Genomic DNA, 19263 nt, shown 5'->3' on the forward strand with positions numbered 1-19263 from the left:
GTCCGCCCCGGGGAGAAGATCGCGACGGACGGGACCGTGGTCGAGGGCTCCTCCGCCGTGGACGCCTCGATGCTCACCGGCGAGTCCGTGCCCGTCGAGGTCGCTGTCGGCGACACCGTCACCGGCGCCACCCTCAACGCCGGCGGACGCCTCGTCGTCGAAGCCACCCGCGTCGGCAACGACACCCAACTCGCCCGCATGGCCAAACTCGTCGAGGACGCCCAGAACGGCAAGGCCTCCGCCCAACGCCTCGCCGACCGCATCTCCGCCGTCTTCGTCCCCATCGTCATCGCCCTCGCCCTGGGCACCCTCGGCTACTGGCTCGGCAACGGCGCCGGACTCACCGCCGCCTTCACCGCGGCCGTCGCCGTCCTCATCATCGCCTGCCCCTGCGCCCTCGGCCTCGCCACCCCCACCGCCCTCATGGTCGGCACCGGACGCGGCGCCCAACTCGGCATCCTCATCAAGGGACCCGAAGTCCTGGAAACCACCCGCCGCGTCGACACGATCGTCCTCGACAAGACCGGCACCGTCACCACCGGCCGCATGACCCTCCAGACCACCCACACCACCGACGGCACCACCGAAACCGACGTCCTCCGGATCGCAGGAGCCCTGGAGAACGCCTCCGAACACCCCATCGCCCAGGCCGTCGCCACCGCCGCGACCGACACCACCGGCCCCCTCCCCACCCCCCAGGACTTCACCAACATCCCCGGCCTCGGCGTCCAGGGCATCGTCGAGGGCCACGCCGTCCTCGTCGGGCGCGAACAGCTCCTGGCCGAGTGGGAGATCCGTCTTCCCGCTCCCCTGGCCGAGGCGAAGAAGACCGCGGAGGCCGCCGGGCGCACGGCGATCGCCGTCGCCTGGGACGGCGAGGCGCGGGCGGTGCTGGAGGTCGCCGACGCGGTGAAGGACACGAGCGCCGAGGCCGTCCGCCGGCTCCGCGCCCTCGGTCTGACCCCGATCCTCCTCACCGGTGACAACCGGGCCGTGGCGGAGTCGGTCGCGGCCGAGGTCGGCATCGACGAGGTGTACGCGGAGGTCATGCCGCAGGACAAGGTCGACGTGGTCAAGCGGCTTCAGGCCGAGGGCCGGGTCGTCGCGATGGTCGGGGACGGGGTCAACGACGCCGCCGCCCTCGCCCAGGCCGACCTGGGGCTCGCGATGGGCACGGGCACCGACGCCGCCATCGAGGCCGGGGACCTGACCCTGGTCCGGGGCGACCTCAACGCCGCCGCCGACGCGATCCGCCTCTCCCGCCGCACGCTGTCCACCATCCGCACCAACCTGTTCTGGGCCTTCGCCTACAACGTCGCCGCTCTCCCGCTGGCCGCCGCCGGGCTGCTCAACCCGATGATCGCCGGGGCCGCGATGGCCTTCTCGTCGGTCTTCGTGGTCGGCAACTCCCTGCGGCTGCGCACCTTCAAGGGGGCGTGAGGCCTCCGCCACGGAGCCTGAGCGCGGTGGGGCCCTCCCGGTCCCGCCGCGCTCAGGCGCGTACGAAACGCAGCCGGGTTCCCGGCACCGCCTGCGCCGCCGCGGCCAGGGCCCGTTCGGGGACGACGCCGACGACCGGATATCCGCCGGTCGTCGGATGGTCGTTGAGGAAGACGACGGGCCGGCCGTCCGGCGGCACCTGGATCGCGCCCATCACCATGCCCTCGCTCGGCAGTTCCTCCGTACGGGACCGCTCCAGCGGCGGGCCCTCCGTGCGCAGGCCGATGCGGTTGCTGTGCGGCGAGACCCGGTAGGAGGCGGTGAGGAGCGTACGGAGCGCGGCCTCGGTGAACCAGTCGTGGCGGGGCCCGGGGTGGACCGGGAGCACCAGTTCGGCGGGGGCGCCCGGCCAGGGGACGGGACCGGCGTGCGGTGGCGGACCGCCCGACGCCGGTTCGCCCAGCGGGAGTTCGTCGCCCTCGCCCAGCGGTGCGGGCCCGAGTCCCGAGAGGAGGTCCGCCGAACGGCTGCCCAGCACCGGGTCCGGCACCAGCCCGCCCGCGAACGCCAGGTAGCTCCTCAGTCCGGTCCCGGCGGGGCCCGCGTCCAGCACCGCGCCCGCGGGCACCCGTACCGGCGCGCCCCACGCCACCGGCCGCCCGTCGACCGTCACCCGGCAGCCGGCCCCGCCGACGACGGCCACGACGGGCCGGTCCGGGCGGACCGCGCACCCGGTGAGGGTGGTCTCCAGGACGGCGGCGTCGGGCGGGTTGCCCACCAGCCGGTTGGCCAGCCGGGCGGCGGGCCCGTCCAGCGCCCCGGCCCGCCCGACCCCGAGGTGCGCATGGCCGGGGCGGCCCGCGTCCTGCACGGTGGTGAGGGCTCCGGGACGTACGACGTGGAGGTGGCGTCCGGATTCCGGAATCATGTGTCCGCCCGGCTGTCAGCCCGGACGTCGCCCGCGCGGGGGGCGGGCAGCGTGGCCGCCTTCCCCGCCTCCACCGGGACGAACCTGACCGGCGTCCCCGGCACCAGCAGCGCCGCCGGTTCCCGGCCCGGGTCCCACAGGGTCCCCGGGTCCGGCATCCGCCCGACGATCTGCCAGCCTCCGGGCGAAGGCCGCGGGTACACCCCCGTGTAGGGCCCGGCGAGGGCCACCGCCCCGGCCGGGACCCGGGTGCGCGGGGTCGTGCGCCGGGGTACGTGCAGCCGCTTCGGCAGCCCGGTGAGATAGCCGAACCCGGGGGCGAACCCGCAGAACGCGACCCGGAACGCGGTACGGGAGTGCAGGGCGGCCACCTCGTCGGCCCCGACGCCCCAGAGCGCGGCGACCTCGTCGAGATCGGGGCCGTCGTAGACCACGGGGACCTCCACCGGCGCCCGGTCCTCCCCGCGCGGCGGCTCCACCCGCCAGGAGACGAGCTCCCGGGCCAGCCGGTCCCGGGCCTCGGGCGCGCGCTCCGCGATCCCGTCGAGCAGGACGGTACGGGCGGCGGGGACGATGTCGCGTACGGCGGGGAGCTCGCCGCGCTCGCGACGCCGGAGAAGTTCGGCGTGGAAGGCCTCGGCGTGCTCGCCGTCGGCCAGCTCGACGAGCAGCGCGTGCGGCCCGGCGGGGAGGACGCGCAGCGTGCCCGGGTCACCGGGGCTGCCTGCGCTGCTCGCACTGCCTGTACCGCTGGGGCCGTGGGCGCCTCCGCCGGTATCGCCGGAGCCGGACACGCGGCCGTCCGCATCGCCGGAGCCCGACACGCGGCCGCCCGTCCCACCCGCCCCGCTCACGCGAACGCCCGTACCGCGACGCCCGCTTCCTCCAGGGCCGTCCGCACCCGGCGGGCGAGGGCCGCGGCGCCCGGGGTGTCCCCGTGGACGCAGAGCGAGCGCGCCGAGACCGGTATCCGGCTGCCGTCCGCCCCGGTCACCGCCCGCTCGACGGCCATCCCGACGCTCCGGCGTACGACGTCGTCCGGGTCGTGCACCACCGCGCCCGGCTCGCCGCGCGGTACGAGGGTGCCCTGCGGGGTGTACGCGCGGTCGGCGAAGGCCTCCTCCACGGCGGGCAGTCCGGCCTCGGCCGCGTGGGCGAGCAGCCGGGATCCGGGCAGCCCGAGGACGGCCAGGTCGCCGCCCGCGAGCCGGACGCCCGCGACGACCGCGGCGGCCTGGTCGTCGTCCCAGACGGCCCGGTTGTAGAGCGCGCCGTGCGGTTTGACGTACGAGACGGTGGATCCGGCGGCCTCGGCGAAGACCCGCAACGCGCCTATCTGGTAGGCGATCTCGGCGGTCAGCTCGGCGGGCGGCACGTCCATCGACCGCCGGCCGAACCCGGCCAGGTCCCGGTAGGAGACCTGCGCCCCGATCCGGATGCCGCCGGCCGCCGCGGCGTCGCAGACCCGCCGCATCACGGAGGCGTCGCCCGCGTGGAAGCCGCAGGCCACGTTGGCGCTCGTGACGCAGGCGAGGAGCGCGTCGTCGTCGGTCAGGGTCCAGGTGCCGAAGCCCTCGCCGAGGTCGGCGTTGAGATCCATCATCACGGGCGCACGGTAGGGCCGTCCGGGCCAGGGCGACAAGGGCCGGTCCGGAGGGCGGAACCCCCTCGGACCCCGCTCCCGACCCCGTACGCGCCGAACCGGCCACGTACGTCCTAGAGTCGCCCCCATGACGGACCACAGCCCCCGCCCGCTCCACGGCTCCGACGGCTCCGACGGCTCCGACGGCGACACCGAGGCCGGCCTCCGGGACCGCTGGCACGACACGCTGGTGGCCGCGCGCGCCGGGGCGGGCGGACCCGATCCGCTGCCGTACGCCGAGAACCTCCTCGCCCGCTGGGCCGAACCGCAGCGCCGCTACCACACGACCGCCCACCTGAGCACGGTCCTGGACCGGGTCGACACGCTGGCCGGCCACGCCGACGACGTGCACGCGGTCCGGCTCGCCGCCTGGTTCCACGACGCGGTGTACCGGCCCGACCGGAGCGAGAACGAGGAGCGCAGCGCCGCCCTCGCCGAACGCGCGCTGCCCGAGGCGGGAGTGCCTCGGGCTGCGGTGGCGGAGGTCGCCCGGCTGGTCCGGCTCACCGTCACGCACGACCCGGCCGAGGGCGACCGCAACGGCGAGGTGCTGTGCGACGCCGACCTGGCGATCCTGGCGGGCGGCCCGCAGGAGTACGCGGCGTACGCGGCCCAGGTCCGGGAGGAGTACGGCTTCGTCCCGGACGAGGCGTTTAGGGCGGGCCGGGCGGCGGTCCTGCGGCAACTCCTCGACCTGCCCCGCCTGTTCCGTACGCCGTACGGCGCGGCGGAGTGGGAGGCGCGGGCCCGGCACAACCTGGCGACGGAGCTGGAGCTGCTGACCTCGTCCGGCACGGACACAGGCACAGACACCGGCTGACCACGCGGCCCGCCCCTCAAATGTTCCGGTTCGTTCACGGTGTCGTCCCGGTCACGCCCTCGCCCGGCCGGTGGAGCCCGGCGACCGCTAACGTCTCGCATCGCAGATGCACACACTCTGCAAAGGCATCCTCTTCATCTTTCCGTTCAGACAACTCCACGGGGGTAAGCGAAATGTCCAAGGGACTCGGCACGACGGTCGGCAGAACTTCCCGGCGGCGAATGCTGCGACTGGCCGGGGGCGGTCTCACGATGGCGGTGCTCGGAGCCGGCCTGACCGGCTGTGAGGACGAGCTCGCGACCGGCGGCGAGGGCAGCACGCCGTCGCCGCGCAGCGACTCTCCCGAGAACGGCAAAGGCGGCAAGGACGGCGGGGCCCCCGCGCCGCTGTGGACGAAGTCGGTCCCGGCACAGACGTACGGGGACAACGACGAGCTGGTGACCGTGGACGGCGTGGTCATCGCGAGCGGCGATCCGCTGGCCGCGCTCGACGGCGCGAGCGGCAAGGAGCGGTGGTCGCTGCCCGGCGGCGCGGTGCCCGGTGCGCCGCTGCTGCTGGGCAACGGCACGCTGTACCTGGCCAGCGGCCAGTACGACGGCAACGTCATCGGTTACGTGCCGGGGTCCGGCAAGGAGACCTGGCGCAGCCACCTCGGCAAGGAGTACCGGCAGCCGAGGCCGATCGCGGTGGACGGGCAGCAGGTGTACGTCATCGCCGAGATCCTGGAGGCCGACGGCTCGTCCCGCACCAACGTGATCGCCGCGCTGAACAGCACCACGGGGAAGGTCGCCTGGAAGGAACAGCGCGACCTCGGCACCCAGCAGAACGGCATCCACGCCGCCGTCCAGGGCCGCTATCTCGTCTACACCGACTTCAAGAAGAACCTCACGGTCCGCGACACCGCCACCGGCAGGCAGGTGTGGACGCAGAAGACGACGAAGACGAGCTACGGGCCGTTCGTCGTCCACCAGGATCTGGTGATCGTCCCGCAGGGGCGGCGGCTCCAGGCCTTCGCGCTGTCCGACGGGGCCGAGAAGTGGTCCGTGGAGACCGAGGAGTTCTCCCTGTTCCGCGAGCCGAGCCTCGTGGAGGACGTGTTGTACATCGCGGACAGCGGCCGCACGCTGTGGGCCCTCCAGCCCGGGACCGGAAAGAAGGTCTGGCAGTCCACGGCCCTCAAGGACGCGAGCGCGCAGGTGCCCCGGCAGTTCGTCACGGCGGGCGGCACCCTCTACGCGGCCACCGACCTGGACCCGCAGGGCGGCGTCCACGCCTTCGACGCGAAGACGGGCGCCCTGCGCTGGACGTTCAACGACAAGACCGGCGATCACCACGCCTGGCTGGTGGCCACCGACGGGAAGCGCGTCTACGCCCTGCACGGCAAGAAGCTCCACGCCCTGCCCGTGTGACGGGTGACTTACGTGACAGAGGTGTGAACAGACGGGCCCTCCCCCCGGCGCCGGGGAATGCGGAAGCGTTCTCCGGCGTTGGGACGAGTCATGCCCGACTCTGCCACCCGCCGCTCACCCATGCCCCTGGCCGTATACATTCTCGGCCTCTCGGTCTTCGCACTCGGCACCAGCGAGTTCATGCTGTCGGGCCTGCTCCCGCCGATCGCGGACGACATGAACGTGTCGATCCCGCAGGCCGGGCTCCTCATATCCGCGTTCGCGATCGGCATGGTGGTCGGCGCCCCGCTGCTGGCCGTCGCCACGCTGCGGCTGCCGCGCCGCACCACGCTCATCGCGCTGATCTCGGTGTTCGGCCTGGGCCAGATCGCCGGTGCGCTGGCTCCGACGTACGAGATCCTCTTCGCCTCCCGCATCGTGAGCGCGCTGGCCTGTGCGGGGTTCTGGGCGGTCGGGGCGGCCGTGGCCATCGCCATGGTCCCGGTGAACCAGCGGGCGCGGGCGATGGCCGTGATGATCGGCGGTCTGTCCGTCGCCAACGTGCTGGGCGTGCCGCTGGGGGCCTTCCTCGGTGAGCACCTCGGCTGGCGCTCGGCGTTCTGGGCGGTGGGCGCGGCCTCGGCGGTGGCCCTGGTCGGTGTGGTCACGCGCATCCCGCACATCCCGCCGCCCGAGAAGAAGCCCGAGCTGAAGCGGGAGCTGACGATCTACCGGGACCGGCAGGTCTGGCTGGCCATCGTGATCACCGCGCTCGCGGCGGGCGGGGTGTTCTGCGCGTTCAGCTATCTGGCGCCGCTGCTGACGGACGTGGCAGGCCTCGACTCGGGCTGGGTGCCGTGGATCCTCGGCCTGTTCGGGGTGGGCGCGCTGATCGGCACGATGATCGGCGGCCGGGTCGCGGACGCGCACCTCTTCGGGGTGCTGCTGAGCGGGATCACGGCGTCCACGGTGTTCCTGGTGGCGCTGGCCCTGTTCGCGGCCGGCCAGATCGCGGTGATCGCACTGTCCTTCCTGCTGGGCCTGTCCGCCTTCTTCACGGCCCCCGCGCTGAACGCCAGGATGTTCAACGTGGCCGGGGCCGCCCCGACGCTGGCCGGGGCCACCACGACGGCGGCGTTCAACCTGGGCAACACGAGCGGCCCGTGGCTCGGCGGCACGGTGATCGACCTGGACTTCGGCTTCGCCTCCACGGCCTGGGCGGGCGCGGCGATGACGGCCCTGGCCCTGGCGGCGGTGGGCGTGGCGCTGCGCCTCCAGCGCGGCGGCGGGGACGGGGCCGGCGGATCGCGGTCGCGGTCCCGGCTGATCGCGAAGAGCGCGGCGACAGGTGGCCCTACCCCGGTGCCGGGCGCCCCTTCGGCCTCCGCAGTCCGGCGGCCGTGAGGCGCCGGACCAGTTCTTTCGAGCCGATCTCGCGCGCCCCGGCGCGTACCGCGTCCGCGTAGTGCGCCTCCGGTACGTCGTAGTGGTCGCGCTCGAAGGCGCGCGGCGGGCAGCCGATCGCCGCGGCGAAGGCGTGCAGCTCGTCGAACGAGACATCGCTCACCAGGTGCGACCAGAGGCGGCCGTGTCCGGGCCAGGTGGGCGGGTCGATGTAGAGCGTCACCGCCGCAGCACCTCGCCCAGCGCCCCCACCGGCGCCACCGCCACGGCCGCCTTGGTGCAGACCCAGTGCGGGTCGGGCCCGAGCTCCGGCTCGACGTCCAGGGCGTGCGGCTCGTCCTCCGGCGAGCACGCGGGGCACAGCGGCCACCGCCCGTACCGCTCCAGCAGGGCGTCCTGGACGTCCTGGGCGACCAGCCCCGCGACGAACTCCGCGCCCTCGGGCCACTGCTCCACCCACCACCGGCGGTGCGTCACCGCGTCCTCGACCAGCGAGACGATGTCCGCCTCGGCGACGTCGGCCGCCGCCAGGTCGGCCATGACGCGTGCGCGAGCGGTGTGCAGGGACTGCTCCAGGGCGTTCAACTCCATGCACCCATTGTGCGCCCGCGCACGAATGGCCCCGCCAGAGGTAGGGACCAGAGGGGGTTGACGGACCCCGAGGTTGAAAATATCTTTCAGATGTGACCAGTGACGTGAAGGAAATTTTCAGCAGCGACTCGCCGCCCGCCCCCGCGGCCCTCGCCGCCAAGGTCCGGACCCTCGCCCCCTCCATGACCCGCTCGATGCAGTTGGTCGCCGAAGCCGTGGCGGGCGATCCGGCCGGCTGCGCCGCCCTCACCGTCACCGGTCTCGCCGAGCGCACCGGCACCAGTGAAGCCACCGTCGTCCGCACCGCCCGCCTCCTCGGCTACCCCGGCTACCGGGACCTGCGCCTCGCGCTGGCCGGTCTCGCCGCGCACCAGGAGTCGGGCCGGGCCCCGGCCGTCACCGCCGACATCGCGGTGGACGACCCGATCGCCGACGTGGTCGCCAAGCTCGCCTACGACGAGCAGCAGACCCTCGCCGACACCGCCGCCGGACTCGACACCGTACAGCTGGGGGCGGCCGTCGCCGCCGCGTCGACCGCCCGCCGCATCGACATCTACGGTGTCGGGGCGTCCTCCCTCGTCGGCCAGGACCTGGCGCAGAAGCTGCTGCGGATCGGGCTGATCGCCCACGCCCACATGGACCCGCACCTCGCGGTGACCAACGCCGTGCAGCTGCGCAGCGGCGACGTGGCCATCGCGATCACGCACTCCGGCTCCACCGGCGACGTGATCGAGCCGCTGCGGGTCGCCTTCGACCGGGGGGCGACGACGATCGCGATCACCGGGCGGCCCGACGGGCCCGTGTCGCAGTACGCGGACCATGTGCTGACCACGTCCACCGCGCGCGAGAGCGAGCTGCGGCCCGCCGCCATGTCGAGCCGGACGAGCCAGCTGCTCGTCGTGGACTGCCTGTTCATAGGCGTCGCGCAGCGGACGTACGAGACCGCAGCGCCCGCCCTGGCCGCCTCCTACGAGGCGCTGGCCCACCGCCACACCCCGCGCACCCGCTGACCGTCCCCCGCCGACCCACCCGTACGCGTACGAGACCGAGCACCCCGAGAAAGCTGAGCCGCACCTCATGACCTCCACCACCGGCGCGAACACCGCCACCCCCGGCGCCACCGACACCCCCGGGGTCTCCGGGTCGTACGGCGAGCTCCGTGCGCAGCTGGCCACCCTCACCACCGAGGCGTTCCGCCCCGAGCTGGCCGAGATCGACCGGCTGTCCACCGAGGAGATCGCGCGGATCATGAACGGCGAGGACGCCACGGTCCCGGCCGCCGTCGCCGAGCGGCTGCCGCAGATCGCCGCGGCCATCGACGCCACCGCCGAGCGCATGGCCCGCGGCGGCCGGCTGATCTACGCGGGCGCGGGCACGGCGGGCCGCCTCGGGGTGCTGGACGCCAGCGAGTGCCCGCCCACCTTCAACACCGACCCGGCCGAGGTCGTCGGCCTGATCGCGGGCGGCCCCTCCGCCATGGTCACGGCCGTCGAGGGCGCGGAGGACAGCAAGGAGCTGGCCGCCGCCGACCTGGACGCGCTGAAGCTGACCGCCGACGACACGGTGGTCGGCATCTCCGCCTCCGGCCGCACGCCGTACGCGATCGGCGCGGTCGAGCACGCCCGCGCGCGGGGGGCCCTGACGATCGGCCTCTCCTGCAACGCGGAGTCGGCGCTCGCCGCGGCGGCGGAGCACGGCCTGGAGGTCGTCACCGGACCCGAGCTGCTCACCGGCTCGACCCGGCTGAAGGCGGGCACGGCGCAGAAGCTGGTCCTCAACATGATCTCGACGGTCACGATGATCCGGCTCGGCAAGACGTACGGGAATCTCATGGTCGACGTCCGCGCTTCCAACGAGAAGCTGCGGGCCCGCTCCCGGCACATCGTCTCCCTGGCCACCGGCGCGTCCGACACCGCGATCGAGGCCGCCCTCGCCGCCACCGACGGCGAGGTCAAGAACGCGATCCTGGTCATCCTCGGCCAGGTCGACGGCCCCACCGCCGCCCGGCTCCTCACCGAGTCCGACGGTCACCTCCGCGCCGCGCTCGCGGCCGTACGCACCACCTGACCCACCGGGTACCCCCACCCCCCGCACAGCAAGGCACCCAGCACCATGGCCACTGAGAACAAGAACCGCGCCACCGCGGCCGCGATCCTGCCGCTCGTCGGCGGGGCCGCGAACGTCGCCTCCATCGCCCACTGCATGACCCGGCTCCGCCTCGGGCTGCACGACCGGTCCCTCGTCGACGACGAGGCGCTGAAGGCCCTGCCCGCCGTGATGGGCGTCGTCGAGGACGACACGTACCAGATCGTGCTGGGTCCGGGCACGGTCGCCCGGGTCACCCCGGAGTTCGAGCAGCTGGTCGAGGAGGAGCGCGAGGCCGCGCCCGCACCGGTCGCCGTCTCCGCCGTCTCGGCCGACGAGCTGGCGGCACAGGGCGCGGCGATCAAGGCACAGCAGAAGGCGAAGAACGCGACCCCCTTCAAGCTGTTCCTGCGGAAGATCGCCAACATTTTCGTGCCGCTGATCCCGGCGCTGATCGGCTGCGGGATCATCGCGGGCCTCAACGGTCTGCTGGTGAACCTTCAGTGGCTGCCCGCCGTGACGCCCGCGCTGGCGGCGATGGCGTCCGGCTTCATGGCGCTGATCGCGGTGTTCGTGGGCTACAACACGGCCAAGGAGTTCGGCGGTACGCCGATCCTGGGCGGTGCGGTGGCGGCGATCATCGTCTTCCCGGGCGTCGCGAACATCGACGCCTTCGGCCAGACGCTCTCGCCGGGCCAGGGCGGTGTGCTCGGCGCGCTGGGCGCGGCGGTGCTCGCGGTGTACGTGGAGAAGTGGTGCCGCCGGTGGGTGCCGGAGGCGCTGGACGTCCTGGTCACCCCGACCCTGACGGTCCTGATCTCCGGCCTGGTGACGATCTTCGGCCTGATGTTCGTGGCCGGGGAGATCTCCTCCGCGATCGGTACGTTCGCCGACTGGCTGCTGTCCAACGGCGGCGCGGGCGCGGGCTTCGTCCTCGGCGGCCTGTTCCTGCCCCTGGTCATGCTGGGCCTGCACCAGGCGCTGATCCCGATCCACACGACCCTCATCGAGCAGCAGGGCTACACGGTCCTGCTGCCGATCCTGGCGATGGCCGGGGCGGGCCAGGTCGGCGCGGCGATGGCGGTCTACTTCCGCCTCCCCCGCAACGAGTCGATCCGCCGCACGATCAAGTCGGCGCTCCCGGCGGGCCTGCTGGGCGTCGGCGAACCCCTGATCTACGGCGTCTCGCTCCCGCTGGGCCGCCCGTTCATCACGGCGTGCGTGGGCGGGGCGTTCGGCGGCGGCTTCGTCGGCCTGTTCAACCAGCTCGGCGACACGGTCGGCTCGACGGCGATCGGCCCGTCCGGCTGGGCCCTGTTCCCGCTCCTGGACGGCAACCACGGCCTGGGCTCGACGATCGCGATCTACGCGGGCGGCCTGCTGGTGGGCTACGTCGCCGGCTTCCTCGCCACGTATTTCTTCGGCTTCAGCAAGGACCTGCTGACCGAGTTCAACGTCTCCCAGGAACCGGCCCCGTCCACGATCGCGGCGACGGGCGGCACGACCTCGTCGACCAAGCCCGGCCCCCACGGCGGCCCGGACGCCCCGGACCCCGGCACCGACCCGGCGAAGGCCCCGGCGGGGGTCTGACCTCCGGCCCGGGCCGCTTTCGCGCGCCCCGGTCCGCCGCCCCACTCCTGGGGCGGCGGACCGGGGCGTCTTCCGGACCACACACCCCGCGTCCTGCGGACTAGGCCTCAAGGGCCGCCCCACCCCGGTCTCCGGCCCGATCCGCCCCGGGCGCCCCGCCGCCTAGCGTCGTCCCCATGCGAATCGGACTGCTCGGCACCGGAAATGTCGCCCGCGCCCTGGCCACCGGCTGGCGCGCCGCAGGGCACGACGTCCTCCTCGGATCGCGTCATCCGAAGGAACGGACCGACCTCGGCCTGTCCGTCGCGGGCCTCGACGAGACGGCCGCACACGCGGAGGCCCTGGTCAACGCGACGCCCGGCGGCGTCTCGGTGGACCTGCTCCGCTCGATCGGGGCCCCGGCGCTGGCCGGCACCCTGCTGATCGACGTCGGGGTCGGCCTCTCCGACGACTTCAGCGCCCTCACCCACCCCAACAGCAGCCTGGGCGAACTGATCCAGGAGGCGTTCCCCCTGACCCCCGTCGTCAAGACGCTCTGCACGATGGACTCGACCACCATGGTCGCCCCGGGCGAACTCACCGAACCGGGCACGGTCTTCCTCTCCGGCGACGACCCCGAGGCCAAGGCCACCACGGGCCGGCTGCTCACGGACCTCGGCTGGCCGGCCTCCTCCCAGCTGGACATCGGCGGCATCACGACCGCACGCGGCCAGGAGCACTTCGCGTTTTTGTTCATGGGGATCGCGGGCGGGGTGGGCTCCCACACCTTCAACATCAAGGTCGTCACCCGGCCGTAGGCGCCCGACGGCTCACGAAGCGCCCGGGAACTCCTCCGTCGCCGGCTGTACGTCGAACGGGGACGGCACGGTCAGCGGCTTGCCGAACGGCACCGCGTCCGTGTGCTTGTAGGTGCCGTCCTCGTTCGGCTCGGTGAACGCGCCCATCCGATGCCTGGCCGTTCTCGACAAACGCAGCGGTCATCGCGGGTCCCTTCTCCGTGGCCTTGCCGAGCAGGCCAGATCGGGGTTTCACGGCCGCCGGCCGCTCCCTGACACCGTCCCACGATCGAGTGGTCGCGCACAGGCAGCACGCCCTACCGCCCGGTACCGCCACCCCCGCCCCAGGAATGAAATCCGGCCCCCCGGTCATATCGGCCCAGGACAGGCGACGGACATCGGGCGGCACACGAACGGCACCGGAGGGCGGGGGCATGGTCGACGACGGCACGTGGTCCGGCGCGTTGCACCGGCTCTGGCAGGCCGCTTCGGACACCGTCTCTTCTCCGTCGCTCGGCTCCGTCCTCCTCCTACTCCTGGTGGTCGCACCCGGTGTGTAGGCCGCCTCTCCCCGGGCACACGAAGTCCACCGGAAGCACCGAGGAAGCACCGCAAGAATAGGCGAGGCGACCTTCGCGAAAGGAGCCACAATGAGCGACTCCCTGTGGGGCTACCAGCCGTCGAGCGGTCATACGCCGGGAATCGATCTGACCGGCTATGCGGTCGAGGCGACCGACGGCAGCATCGGAAAGGTCGACAAGTATTCCGACGAGGTGGGCTCGGCCTATCTGCTCGTCGACATCGGAGTATGGATCTTCGGCAAGGACGTCCTGCTGCCGGCCGGCACGGTGAAGCGCATCGACACGGAGGACCGGAAGGTCTACGTCGACCTCACCAGGGAACAGGTCAAGGACTCCCCGGAGTTCGACCGCCACGCCCAGACCGAGGACCCGGCCTACCACGAGCAGCTGTCCGCGTACTACCTGGCGTACCGCATCATGTGACGCAGACCGGCGTACGCCCCCGAACGGCGGCGGGCCCGACCCCGAGGAGGGGCCGGCCCCGCCGCCTCGCGCGTGGGGTAGGGGCCCTCGCCCCTGGGAGCGCTCTCAACGCTGTCGGCGCCCGGCGCTAGGCTGTAGACGATCCGGCGGCGACACCGAGCACGCACCACGCACACGTACGCGCAGACGCAGACGCACGCAGACGCACGCACCGGCCCGCGTATCGCCGCCCCGTCGACAAGGAGCGACCGCCTTGCCCGAGCAGTCCCCCGGGTCCCGGCCCACCCTGGAAGCCGTCGCGGCACGCGCGGGGGTGTCGCGGGCCACCGCCTCGCGGGTCGTCAACGGGGGCGACGGCGTCCGCAAGCCGCTCGTGGACAAGGTGCTCAAGGCCGTCGAGGAGCTGGGCTACATCCCGAACCACGCGGCGCGGACCCTCGTCACGCGGCGCACCGGAGCGGTGGCCGTGGTCATCGCGGAGCCGGAGACCCGGTTCTTCTCGGACCCCTTCTTCTCCCAGCAGATCCGGGGCATCAGCAAGGAGCTCACCGCCCACGACACCCAGCTCGTCCTGCTGCTGGTGGAGGGGCCCGGGGACTTCGACCGGATAGCCCGGTATCTGGCCGGCGGCCATGTCGACGGGGCGCTCGCGTTCTCGCTGCACACCGACGACCCGGTGCCCGCGATCACCCGGCGGGCGGGCATTCCGGCGGTGTACGGCGGGCGGCCCAGCTGGACCGCCGACCCGGGCGACCAGGCCGTCCCGTACGTCGACGCGGACAACCGGGGCGGGGCGCGGCTGGCCGTGCAGTATCTGCGGGACCTGGGGCGCCGGCGCATCGCGCACATCGCCGGGCCCGCCGACCAGACCTCCGCGATGGACCGGCTGGACGGCTACCGGGACGTGCTGCTGGACGTTGACCCGACGCTCGTCGCCGACGGGGCGTTCACCGTGGAGAGCGGGGCCCGGGCGATGGCGGAGCTGCTGGAGAGGCGGCCCGACCTGGACGCGGTGTTCGTCGCCAACGACCTGATGGCCTCGGGCGCCCTGCGGGTCCTGCGCGAGCGGGGGATCTCCGTGCCGGAGCAGGTGGCGCTGGTGGGGTTCGACGACATGGACTCGGTGGCCTCGGAGACCGATCCGCCCCTGACGACCGTCGGCCAGGAGATCGAGGGGCAGGGGCGGCTGATGGCCCGCCTGCTGCTGCGCGCCCTGGACCGGGAGCGTACGGGCAGCGGCGACGTCCCGGAGTCGGTGATCACCCCGGTCACGCTGGTACGGCGGGCCTCCGCCTGAAGCAGGGCCGCCCCCGGTCCCGGCCCCGCGCACACGTACGGCGGGCCTCCGCCTGAGGAGCCGGAGACCCGCCGCGTCCTGTGCCACCCGTACCGGCCGTCCCCCAGTGGTCGGCCGGTACGGATCACCGTCCACCGGTCCTCGGCCGGTCGTCGACAGGCCGAGGACCGGCAACGGTCACTGGTACGGAATCCGCAGCACCGCCGCGTCCGTGCCGGTCTGCACCTGGGACGTGCCGTTGCCGAGCGCGTTCCAGATCTCCAGCCGGACCGTGCCGTTCTTCAGCTCGCCCAGGCTGCCGGTGGTCGCCTGCGCACCGACCGCCTGCGTGTACTCCTCCCACCCGCCCACCGGATCGGTCGCGAAGTAGCGGAAGGTCTCGGTGCGGTCGAAGCTGCCGTCGCCGGTCAGGTCGTAGCTGACCCGGACCTGCGGGGCGAGCCCGACCTTCGTACCCGCGTCCACCCGGAGGCGGAACGCGGTGGCGGCCCCGGCGGTGACCTTGCCGTTGACCTTCTTCACCTCGTAGACGGTCGGACGGTACGGGGTGCCGTCCCGGTTGACGCCGTCGGCCGAGGCGATGGTGTCCGCGCCCGCCGGGTCCGTGGTGGCGGTGGTGAGGACGCCGCCGGTCTTGAGGCGGAAGGTGTTCCCGGTGCCGGGTTCCCCGGGCTCCTCCGGGTCGGGATCGGTGCCGCCGGGCCCGGTGCTCGTGGCCGTCGAACGGGCGGGCACGGACAGGGTCTTGCCGTCGGAGAAGGTCACCGTACGGGCGCTGGAGCCGTGGTTGTGCGCGGTGTAGGTGCGCGTCCCGTTCTTGGAGAAGACGGCGGAGGTCGGGATGGAGCCGCTGACCGTCATGTCGGGGGCGCCCACCGCCGCGAGGGTGTTGATCCAGTGGTAGGTGTGCGCCTTGGACTCACCCTGCTCGGGGGTGTAGTTCCCGTTCACCCCGTCCCACTTGGCCTTCGCGGACGCCGGGTCGGACAGCGACTCGAACTCCCAGAGCAGGTCGCGCCACTCCTGGGCGGGCCCGCCGTTCTCGCGCTCCATCTCGGCGATGTTCCGCTTGATGGCGGCCTTCTCGCGGGCGAGGTGCAGCGAACCACCGGTCACCGGGAGGACGTTGATGCCGTGGATCTCCTCCGGGTTGGCGGTCCACCAGGTGGAGTACGCGCCGCCGCTGCCCCAGACCATGCCGACCGTGTCGTGGCCGAAGGAGGCGGGGAAGACCTGCTGCGAGGCGTCGAACCAGTACTGGGTGATGGCCTCGGACTCGGTGGTCAGCAGATAGCTGCCGAGGTCCCGCAGGGCGGTGTCACCGGTGGCCGAGCCCCAGAGCACCAGACCGGCGCTCAGGTTGATCGACTCCGAGGACGACTCCTGGTTGTTGCCCGCCGCGAAGCCCTGGTGGCCGGAGGCCCAGCTGTGGCCCGCGTAGACGTCGAAGCCGCGCAGGAAGGGGTAGGCGGAGTCGGTGCGGCTGGGGTTGGCGGTGTCCCGGATCAGGTGCTTGATCATCGTGCCCCAGGCCGAGTCGGCGGCCCAGGCCTGGTCGTACTGGGCGATGATCGCCGCCGCGTAGACGTAGTAGCTGTAGTGGAAGTGGTGGTCGTTGAGCTCGGTGTCGCTGCCGTACGAGGCCGGGTAGCCGGTGAGGGTCTTCCAGTCCTTGTCGTAGCTGAACTCACTGGCCCCGCCCGCCGTGAACCACTCCTGGAGCCGGCCCTTCATCAGGCCGAGGAGCTTGTCGCGGGTGGCGCTCTCGCCGATCTGGTCGGCGACGGGCACCAGCTGGGCGAGGCGGCCGAGCGCCTTGCCGGTCCAGTAGGTGTCCGAGGCGCCGGAGAACGGGTCTGAGGCGTTCGCGACCTCGTTGAGGTAGCCGGTCAGCCGGGCCTTGTCGACGCCGCTGGAGGCGGGCAGCGCGGGCACGACGCCGTTGTTCTTCTGGCTGGTGGTGAAGGTGGCGGACTCGCGCACCTTCATCGTGCCGCGCGGCGAGAGGTACGTGTACGGGGTCAGCGCGTCGGAGGTGTGCAGCCACTGGTGGCGGTAGAGGGCCTGGAGCGTGCCGCGCTCGGTGCCCTCCTTGGCCTCGGTGGTCAGGCTGTAGGTCGCCCGTACGTTCCCGCCGGTGGTCTGCCAGGCCACCTGGGAGCCGGTGACGAAGCTGAAGGCGTACTTCCTGTAGGTGGCGAGCGCGTCCGTGGAGGGCAGCACGGCGAGCGAGAAGTAGTCCTTGGAGCCGAGCCCGGCGGTGATCGTGGACCCGGAGATGTTCCAGTCGCTGCCGGTCGGCGCGAAGAGCGCGTAGTGGTGCCCGGCGACGGTGATGCCGAGGACGTTGCCCTGGTCGGAGAAGACGGTGGGCGCGGCAGCAGTGGTGATGCGGGCGTCGCCGCCGGAGCCCTTGGCGTACACGAAGGGCATGCCGTGGCCGATGGTGGCCCGGAAGGTGCGCGATCCGTCGGCCCAGTAGGGCGTGACGGTCCAGTCGGACCAGGCGTCGGCCTTGGTGTCGGGTGAGTTCAGCCCGGAGAGCCCGACGGTGAGGTCGGCCTTGTGGGCGTACTCGTACTGGCGGCCGTCGCCGACGATCGCGGGCGTGGTCGGGTAGCCGACCTCCAGGCCGGAGGCCTTGGCCTGGTACGTGAGCGGGTGACCGTACATGGGGGTGCTGTACGGGTTGTCGCCGTAGCGCTGGAAGGCCAGCGAGGACCACCAGTCGTTGGTCGGGACCGGCTTGTCCCGCACGGCACTGGTGAGCTTCGGGGTGACGGGCGCCCCGGTGTTGGTGGTCGGCCCCTGGGTGCCGGCCGGGCGCGCGTCGGTGTAGCTGCCGGCGCCGGCGGGGATGGTTGCGGCGGCAGCGGGGGAAGCGGCGGGGCCCAGGCCCACGGCGGCCACGGCGATCGCGAGGAGCGTCGCGGCCGCGGGTCTGGGGGTGACTCGGGAAACGAGTCCGGAGAGGGAGGTCAGCACGAGCAGCACCTCGATCATGGGGGGCGAAGAGCGCGTTCGAGAGCGCTCTCAAGTGCCAAGGAACGTAAAACTCCTGAAACGTGAGTGTCAAGAGAACGCACACAGAAGGCAGTTGGGCGGACGTTCGATGTAACCCCAAGCTGTTATGCGTTCGAGTCTTGACGGGGCGGAGGTGGTGGGAGACGCTCCAGACGCAGGTTTTGAGAGCGCTCTCAAGGCGCTCGGTTCATCCCGAAGCCAAGGGAGGCTTCCCATGCCCATCGCCCGAGCCGCCAAGAGAGCCACCGCCCGCCTCGGCGCGGTCGTCCTCGCCGGGGCCCTCCTCGCCGCCTGTGGATCCAGCGACTCGTCGGACTCCTCCGACAGCGCGGGCGGAAAGGTCACGCTCAACGTCGACCTCTTCGGGTCCTTCGGCTTCAAGGAGGCCGGGCTCTACGAGGAGTACCAGAAGCTCAACCCGAACATCACGATCAAGCAGAGCGACACCCAGGACGAGGCGGACTACTGGAAGTCGCTCCAGACCCGGCTCGCGGGCGGCGGCGGCCTGGCGGACGTGCAGGGCGTGGAGGTGGGCCGCATCGCGTCGGTCACCCAGCAGCAGTCCGACAAGTTCCAGGACCTGAAGGAGTTCGGGGCCGACAAGCTCAAGGGCGAGTTCGCCGAGGCCAAGTGGTCGGCGGCGACCACCAAGGACGGCAAGATCCTCGGCCTCGGCACGGACGTCGGCCCCGAGGCGATGTGCTACCGCACGGACCTGTTCAAGGAGGCCGGCCTGCCCACGGACCGCGAGGAACTCGCATCGAGATGGGCCACGTGGGACGGCTACCTGGAGCTGGGCAAGGAGTACAAGAAGAAGGCCCCCGCCAAGAGCGCCTGGCTGGACAGCGTCGGCTCGCTCTACGGGATCATGATCGGCCAGGAGAAGGAGCGCTACTACGACGCCTCCGGCGAGCTGATCTACGACAAGAACCCGGCGGTCAAGGAGGCCTGGGACACCTCCGTGGAGGCGGCCGAGGCAGGCCTGAGCGCCAAGCTCGACCAGTGGTCCCCGCAGTGGAACCAGGCGTTCGCCGCCGGTTCCTTCGCCACCATCCCCTGCCCGGCCTGGATGCTCGGCTACATCAAGGGCCAGGCCGGTGACGGCGGCCAGGGCAAGTGGGACATCGCCAAGCTGCCCGGCGGCGCCGGCAACTGGGGCGGTTCGTACCTCTCCATCCCGCGTGCGGCCAAGCACAAGGAGGAGGCGTACAAGCTGATCGAGTGGCTGACCGCGCCCGAGCAGCAGGCGAAGGTCTTCCAGAAGCAGGGCAACT

17 protein-coding genes and 1 pseudogene are annotated in these 19263 nt (G+C 72.6%); 11 read left to right on the plus strand and 7 right to left on the minus strand.

The features are described 5' to 3' along the window. On the plus strand, positions 1-1440 hold a 1440-nt coding region (locus D3105_RS22195), incomplete at its 5' end, for a heavy metal translocating P-type ATPase (protein WP_118904827.1). Positions 1441-1492: 52 nt separating this feature from the next. On the opposite strand, the gene D3105_RS22200 is transcribed toward D3105_RS22195, so the two are convergent. The 3 genes from D3105_RS22200 to D3105_RS22210 all read right to left on the minus strand — a co-directional run bounded on the left by D3105_RS22200 (position 1493) and on the right by D3105_RS22210 (position 3968). Continuing rightward, a complete protein-coding gene (locus D3105_RS22200; protein WP_118904828.1) occupies positions 1493-2368 on the minus strand; it encodes a biotin-dependent carboxyltransferase family protein in 876 nt (291 codons plus the stop codon). Then, on the minus strand, positions 2365-3069 hold the full coding sequence (locus D3105_RS22205) for a 5-oxoprolinase subunit B family protein (RefSeq protein ID WP_118904840.1): 705 nt from the start codon (positions 3067-3069) through the stop codon (positions 2365-2367). The genes D3105_RS22200 and D3105_RS22205 overlap by 4 nt, the downstream gene beginning before the upstream one ends. 149 nt (positions 3070-3218) lie before the next feature. Further along, positions 3219-3968 carry a LamB/YcsF family protein gene (locus D3105_RS22210; RefSeq protein ID WP_118904841.1) on the minus strand — a complete coding sequence of 250 codons (750 nt, stop codon included), beginning with the start codon at positions 3966-3968 and terminating at the stop codon, positions 3219-3221. A 130-nt stretch (positions 3969-4098) separates the two neighbouring features. Between D3105_RS22210 and D3105_RS22215 the strand changes: the two genes are divergently transcribed. The 3 genes from D3105_RS22215 to D3105_RS22225 all read left to right on the plus strand — a co-directional run bounded on the left by D3105_RS22215 (position 4099) and on the right by D3105_RS22225 (position 7622). Beyond that, positions 4099-4830, plus strand: coding sequence for an HD domain-containing protein (locus D3105_RS22215; RefSeq protein WP_118904829.1), 732 nt, complete (start codon positions 4099-4101; stop codon positions 4828-4830). Positions 4831-5003: 173 nt separating this feature from the next. Continuing rightward, entirely contained in the window at positions 5004-6239 is a 1236-nt protein-coding gene (locus tag D3105_RS22220; RefSeq protein WP_118904830.1) for a PQQ-binding-like beta-propeller repeat protein, read from the plus strand. A 120-nt stretch (positions 6240-6359) separates the two neighbouring features. Continuing rightward, positions 6360-7622 carry a Cmx/CmrA family chloramphenicol efflux MFS transporter gene (locus D3105_RS22225; protein ID WP_165891060.1) on the plus strand — a complete coding sequence of 421 codons (1263 nt, stop codon included), beginning with the start codon at positions 6360-6362 and terminating at the stop codon, positions 7620-7622. Here the strand turns inward: D3105_RS22225 and D3105_RS22230 are convergent. Both D3105_RS22230 and D3105_RS22235 read right to left on the minus strand, forming a co-directional pair. Next, entirely contained in the window at positions 7573-7845 is a 273-nt protein-coding gene (locus tag D3105_RS22230) for a DUF4031 domain-containing protein (RefSeq protein WP_118904832.1), read from the minus strand. The two genes, D3105_RS22225 and D3105_RS22230, sit on opposite strands and share 50 nt — an antisense overlap. Beyond that, a complete protein-coding gene (locus D3105_RS22235; RefSeq protein WP_118904833.1) occupies positions 7842-8213 on the minus strand; it encodes a hypothetical protein in 372 nt (123 codons plus the stop codon). The genes D3105_RS22230 and D3105_RS22235 overlap by 4 nt, the downstream gene beginning before the upstream one ends. A 92-nt stretch (positions 8214-8305) precedes the next feature. Here D3105_RS22235 and D3105_RS22240 point away from each other — a divergent pair, with 92 nt between their 5' ends. The 4 genes from D3105_RS22240 (at position 8306) to D3105_RS22255 (ending at position 12685) form a co-directional block, all read left to right on the plus strand. Then, positions 8306-9223 carry a MurR/RpiR family transcriptional regulator gene (locus D3105_RS22240; protein ID WP_030718487.1) on the plus strand — a complete coding sequence of 306 codons (918 nt, stop codon included), beginning with the start codon at positions 8306-8308 and terminating at the stop codon, positions 9221-9223. A 67-nt stretch (positions 9224-9290) separates the two neighbouring features. Continuing rightward, entirely contained in the window at positions 9291-10280 is a 990-nt protein-coding gene (murQ, locus tag D3105_RS22245; protein WP_118904834.1) for an N-acetylmuramic acid 6-phosphate etherase, read from the plus strand. A 45-nt stretch (positions 10281-10325) separates the two neighbouring features. Further along, a complete protein-coding gene (locus tag D3105_RS22250; protein ID WP_118904835.1) occupies positions 10326-11888 on the plus strand; it encodes a PTS transporter subunit EIIC in 1563 nt (520 codons plus the stop codon). Between the two features lie 176 nt (positions 11889-12064). Continuing rightward, positions 12065-12685 carry an NADPH-dependent F420 reductase gene (locus D3105_RS22255; protein WP_118904836.1) on the plus strand — a complete coding sequence of 207 codons (621 nt, stop codon included), beginning with the start codon at positions 12065-12067 and terminating at the stop codon, positions 12683-12685. 12 nt (positions 12686-12697) lie between these two features. On the opposite strand, the pseudogene D3105_RS22260 reads toward D3105_RS22255, so the two are convergent. Beyond that, positions 12698-12823, minus strand: a pseudogene (locus D3105_RS22260) (Uma2 family endonuclease); the annotation flags it as partial. A 491-nt stretch (positions 12824-13314) separates the two neighbouring features. Between D3105_RS22260 and D3105_RS22265 the strand changes: the two are divergent. Together D3105_RS22265 and D3105_RS22270 are read left to right on the plus strand one after the other, a co-directional pair. Beyond that, positions 13315-13668, plus strand: coding sequence for a PRC-barrel domain-containing protein (locus tag D3105_RS22265; protein WP_118904837.1), 354 nt, complete (start codon positions 13315-13317; stop codon positions 13666-13668). A 253-nt stretch (positions 13669-13921) separates the two neighbouring features. Continuing rightward, a complete protein-coding gene (locus tag D3105_RS22270) occupies positions 13922-14965 on the plus strand; it encodes a LacI family DNA-binding transcriptional regulator (RefSeq protein WP_097893190.1) in 1044 nt (347 codons plus the stop codon). 177 nt (positions 14966-15142) lie between these two features. Here the strand turns inward: D3105_RS22270 and D3105_RS22275 are convergent, their stop codons facing one another. After that, positions 15143-17968, minus strand: coding sequence for a glycosyl hydrolase (locus D3105_RS22275; RefSeq protein ID WP_118904838.1), 2826 nt, complete (start codon positions 17966-17968; stop codon positions 15143-15145). A gap of 235 nt (positions 17969-18203) precedes the next feature. Here D3105_RS22275 and D3105_RS22280 point away from each other — a divergent pair. Then, positions 18204-19263 (plus strand): ABC transporter substrate-binding protein (locus D3105_RS22280; RefSeq protein WP_118904839.1); only part of this gene is annotated, 1060 nt, incomplete at its 3' end.

Origin of the sequence: Streptomyces globisporus (genome assembly GCF_003501885.1) — a bacterium.
Lineage (GTDB): Bacteria > Actinomycetota > Actinomycetes > Streptomycetales > Streptomycetaceae > Streptomyces > Streptomyces globisporus_D.

Bases quoted from the DNA above. Each gene is read 5' to 3' on its own strand.
- D3105_RS22200 (WP_118904828.1), bottom strand. From the start codon at position 2,368: ATGATTCCGGAATCCGGACGCCACCTCCACGTCGTACGTCCCGGAGCC.
- D3105_RS22210 (WP_118904841.1), bottom strand. From the start codon at position 3,968: ATGGATCTCAACGCCGACCTCGGCGAGGGCTTCGGCACCTGGACCCTG.
- D3105_RS22215 (WP_118904829.1), top strand. From the start codon at position 4,099: ATGACGGACCACAGCCCCCGCCCGCTCCACGGCTCCGACGGCTCCGAC.
- D3105_RS22220 (WP_118904830.1), top strand. From the start codon at position 5,004: ATGTCCAAGGGACTCGGCACGACGGTCGGCAGAACTTCCCGGCGGCGA.
- D3105_RS22225 (WP_165891060.1), top strand. From the start codon at position 6,360: ATGCCCCTGGCCGTATACATTCTCGGCCTCTCGGTCTTCGCACTCGGC.
- D3105_RS22235 (WP_118904833.1), bottom strand. From the start codon at position 8,213: ATGGAGTTGAACGCCCTGGAGCAGTCCCTGCACACCGCTCGCGCACGC.
- murQ (WP_118904834.1), top strand. From the start codon at position 9,291: ATGACCTCCACCACCGGCGCGAACACCGCCACCCCCGGCGCCACCGAC.
- D3105_RS22250 (WP_118904835.1), top strand. From the start codon at position 10,326: ATGGCCACTGAGAACAAGAACCGCGCCACCGCGGCCGCGATCCTGCCG.
- D3105_RS22255 (WP_118904836.1), top strand. From the start codon at position 12,065: ATGCGAATCGGACTGCTCGGCACCGGAAATGTCGCCCGCGCCCTGGCC.
- D3105_RS22265 (WP_118904837.1), top strand. From the start codon at position 13,315: ATGAGCGACTCCCTGTGGGGCTACCAGCCGTCGAGCGGTCATACGCCG.
- D3105_RS22275 (WP_118904838.1), bottom strand. From the start codon at position 17,968: ATGATCGAGGTGCTGCTCGTGCTGACCTCCCTCTCCGGACTCGTTTCC.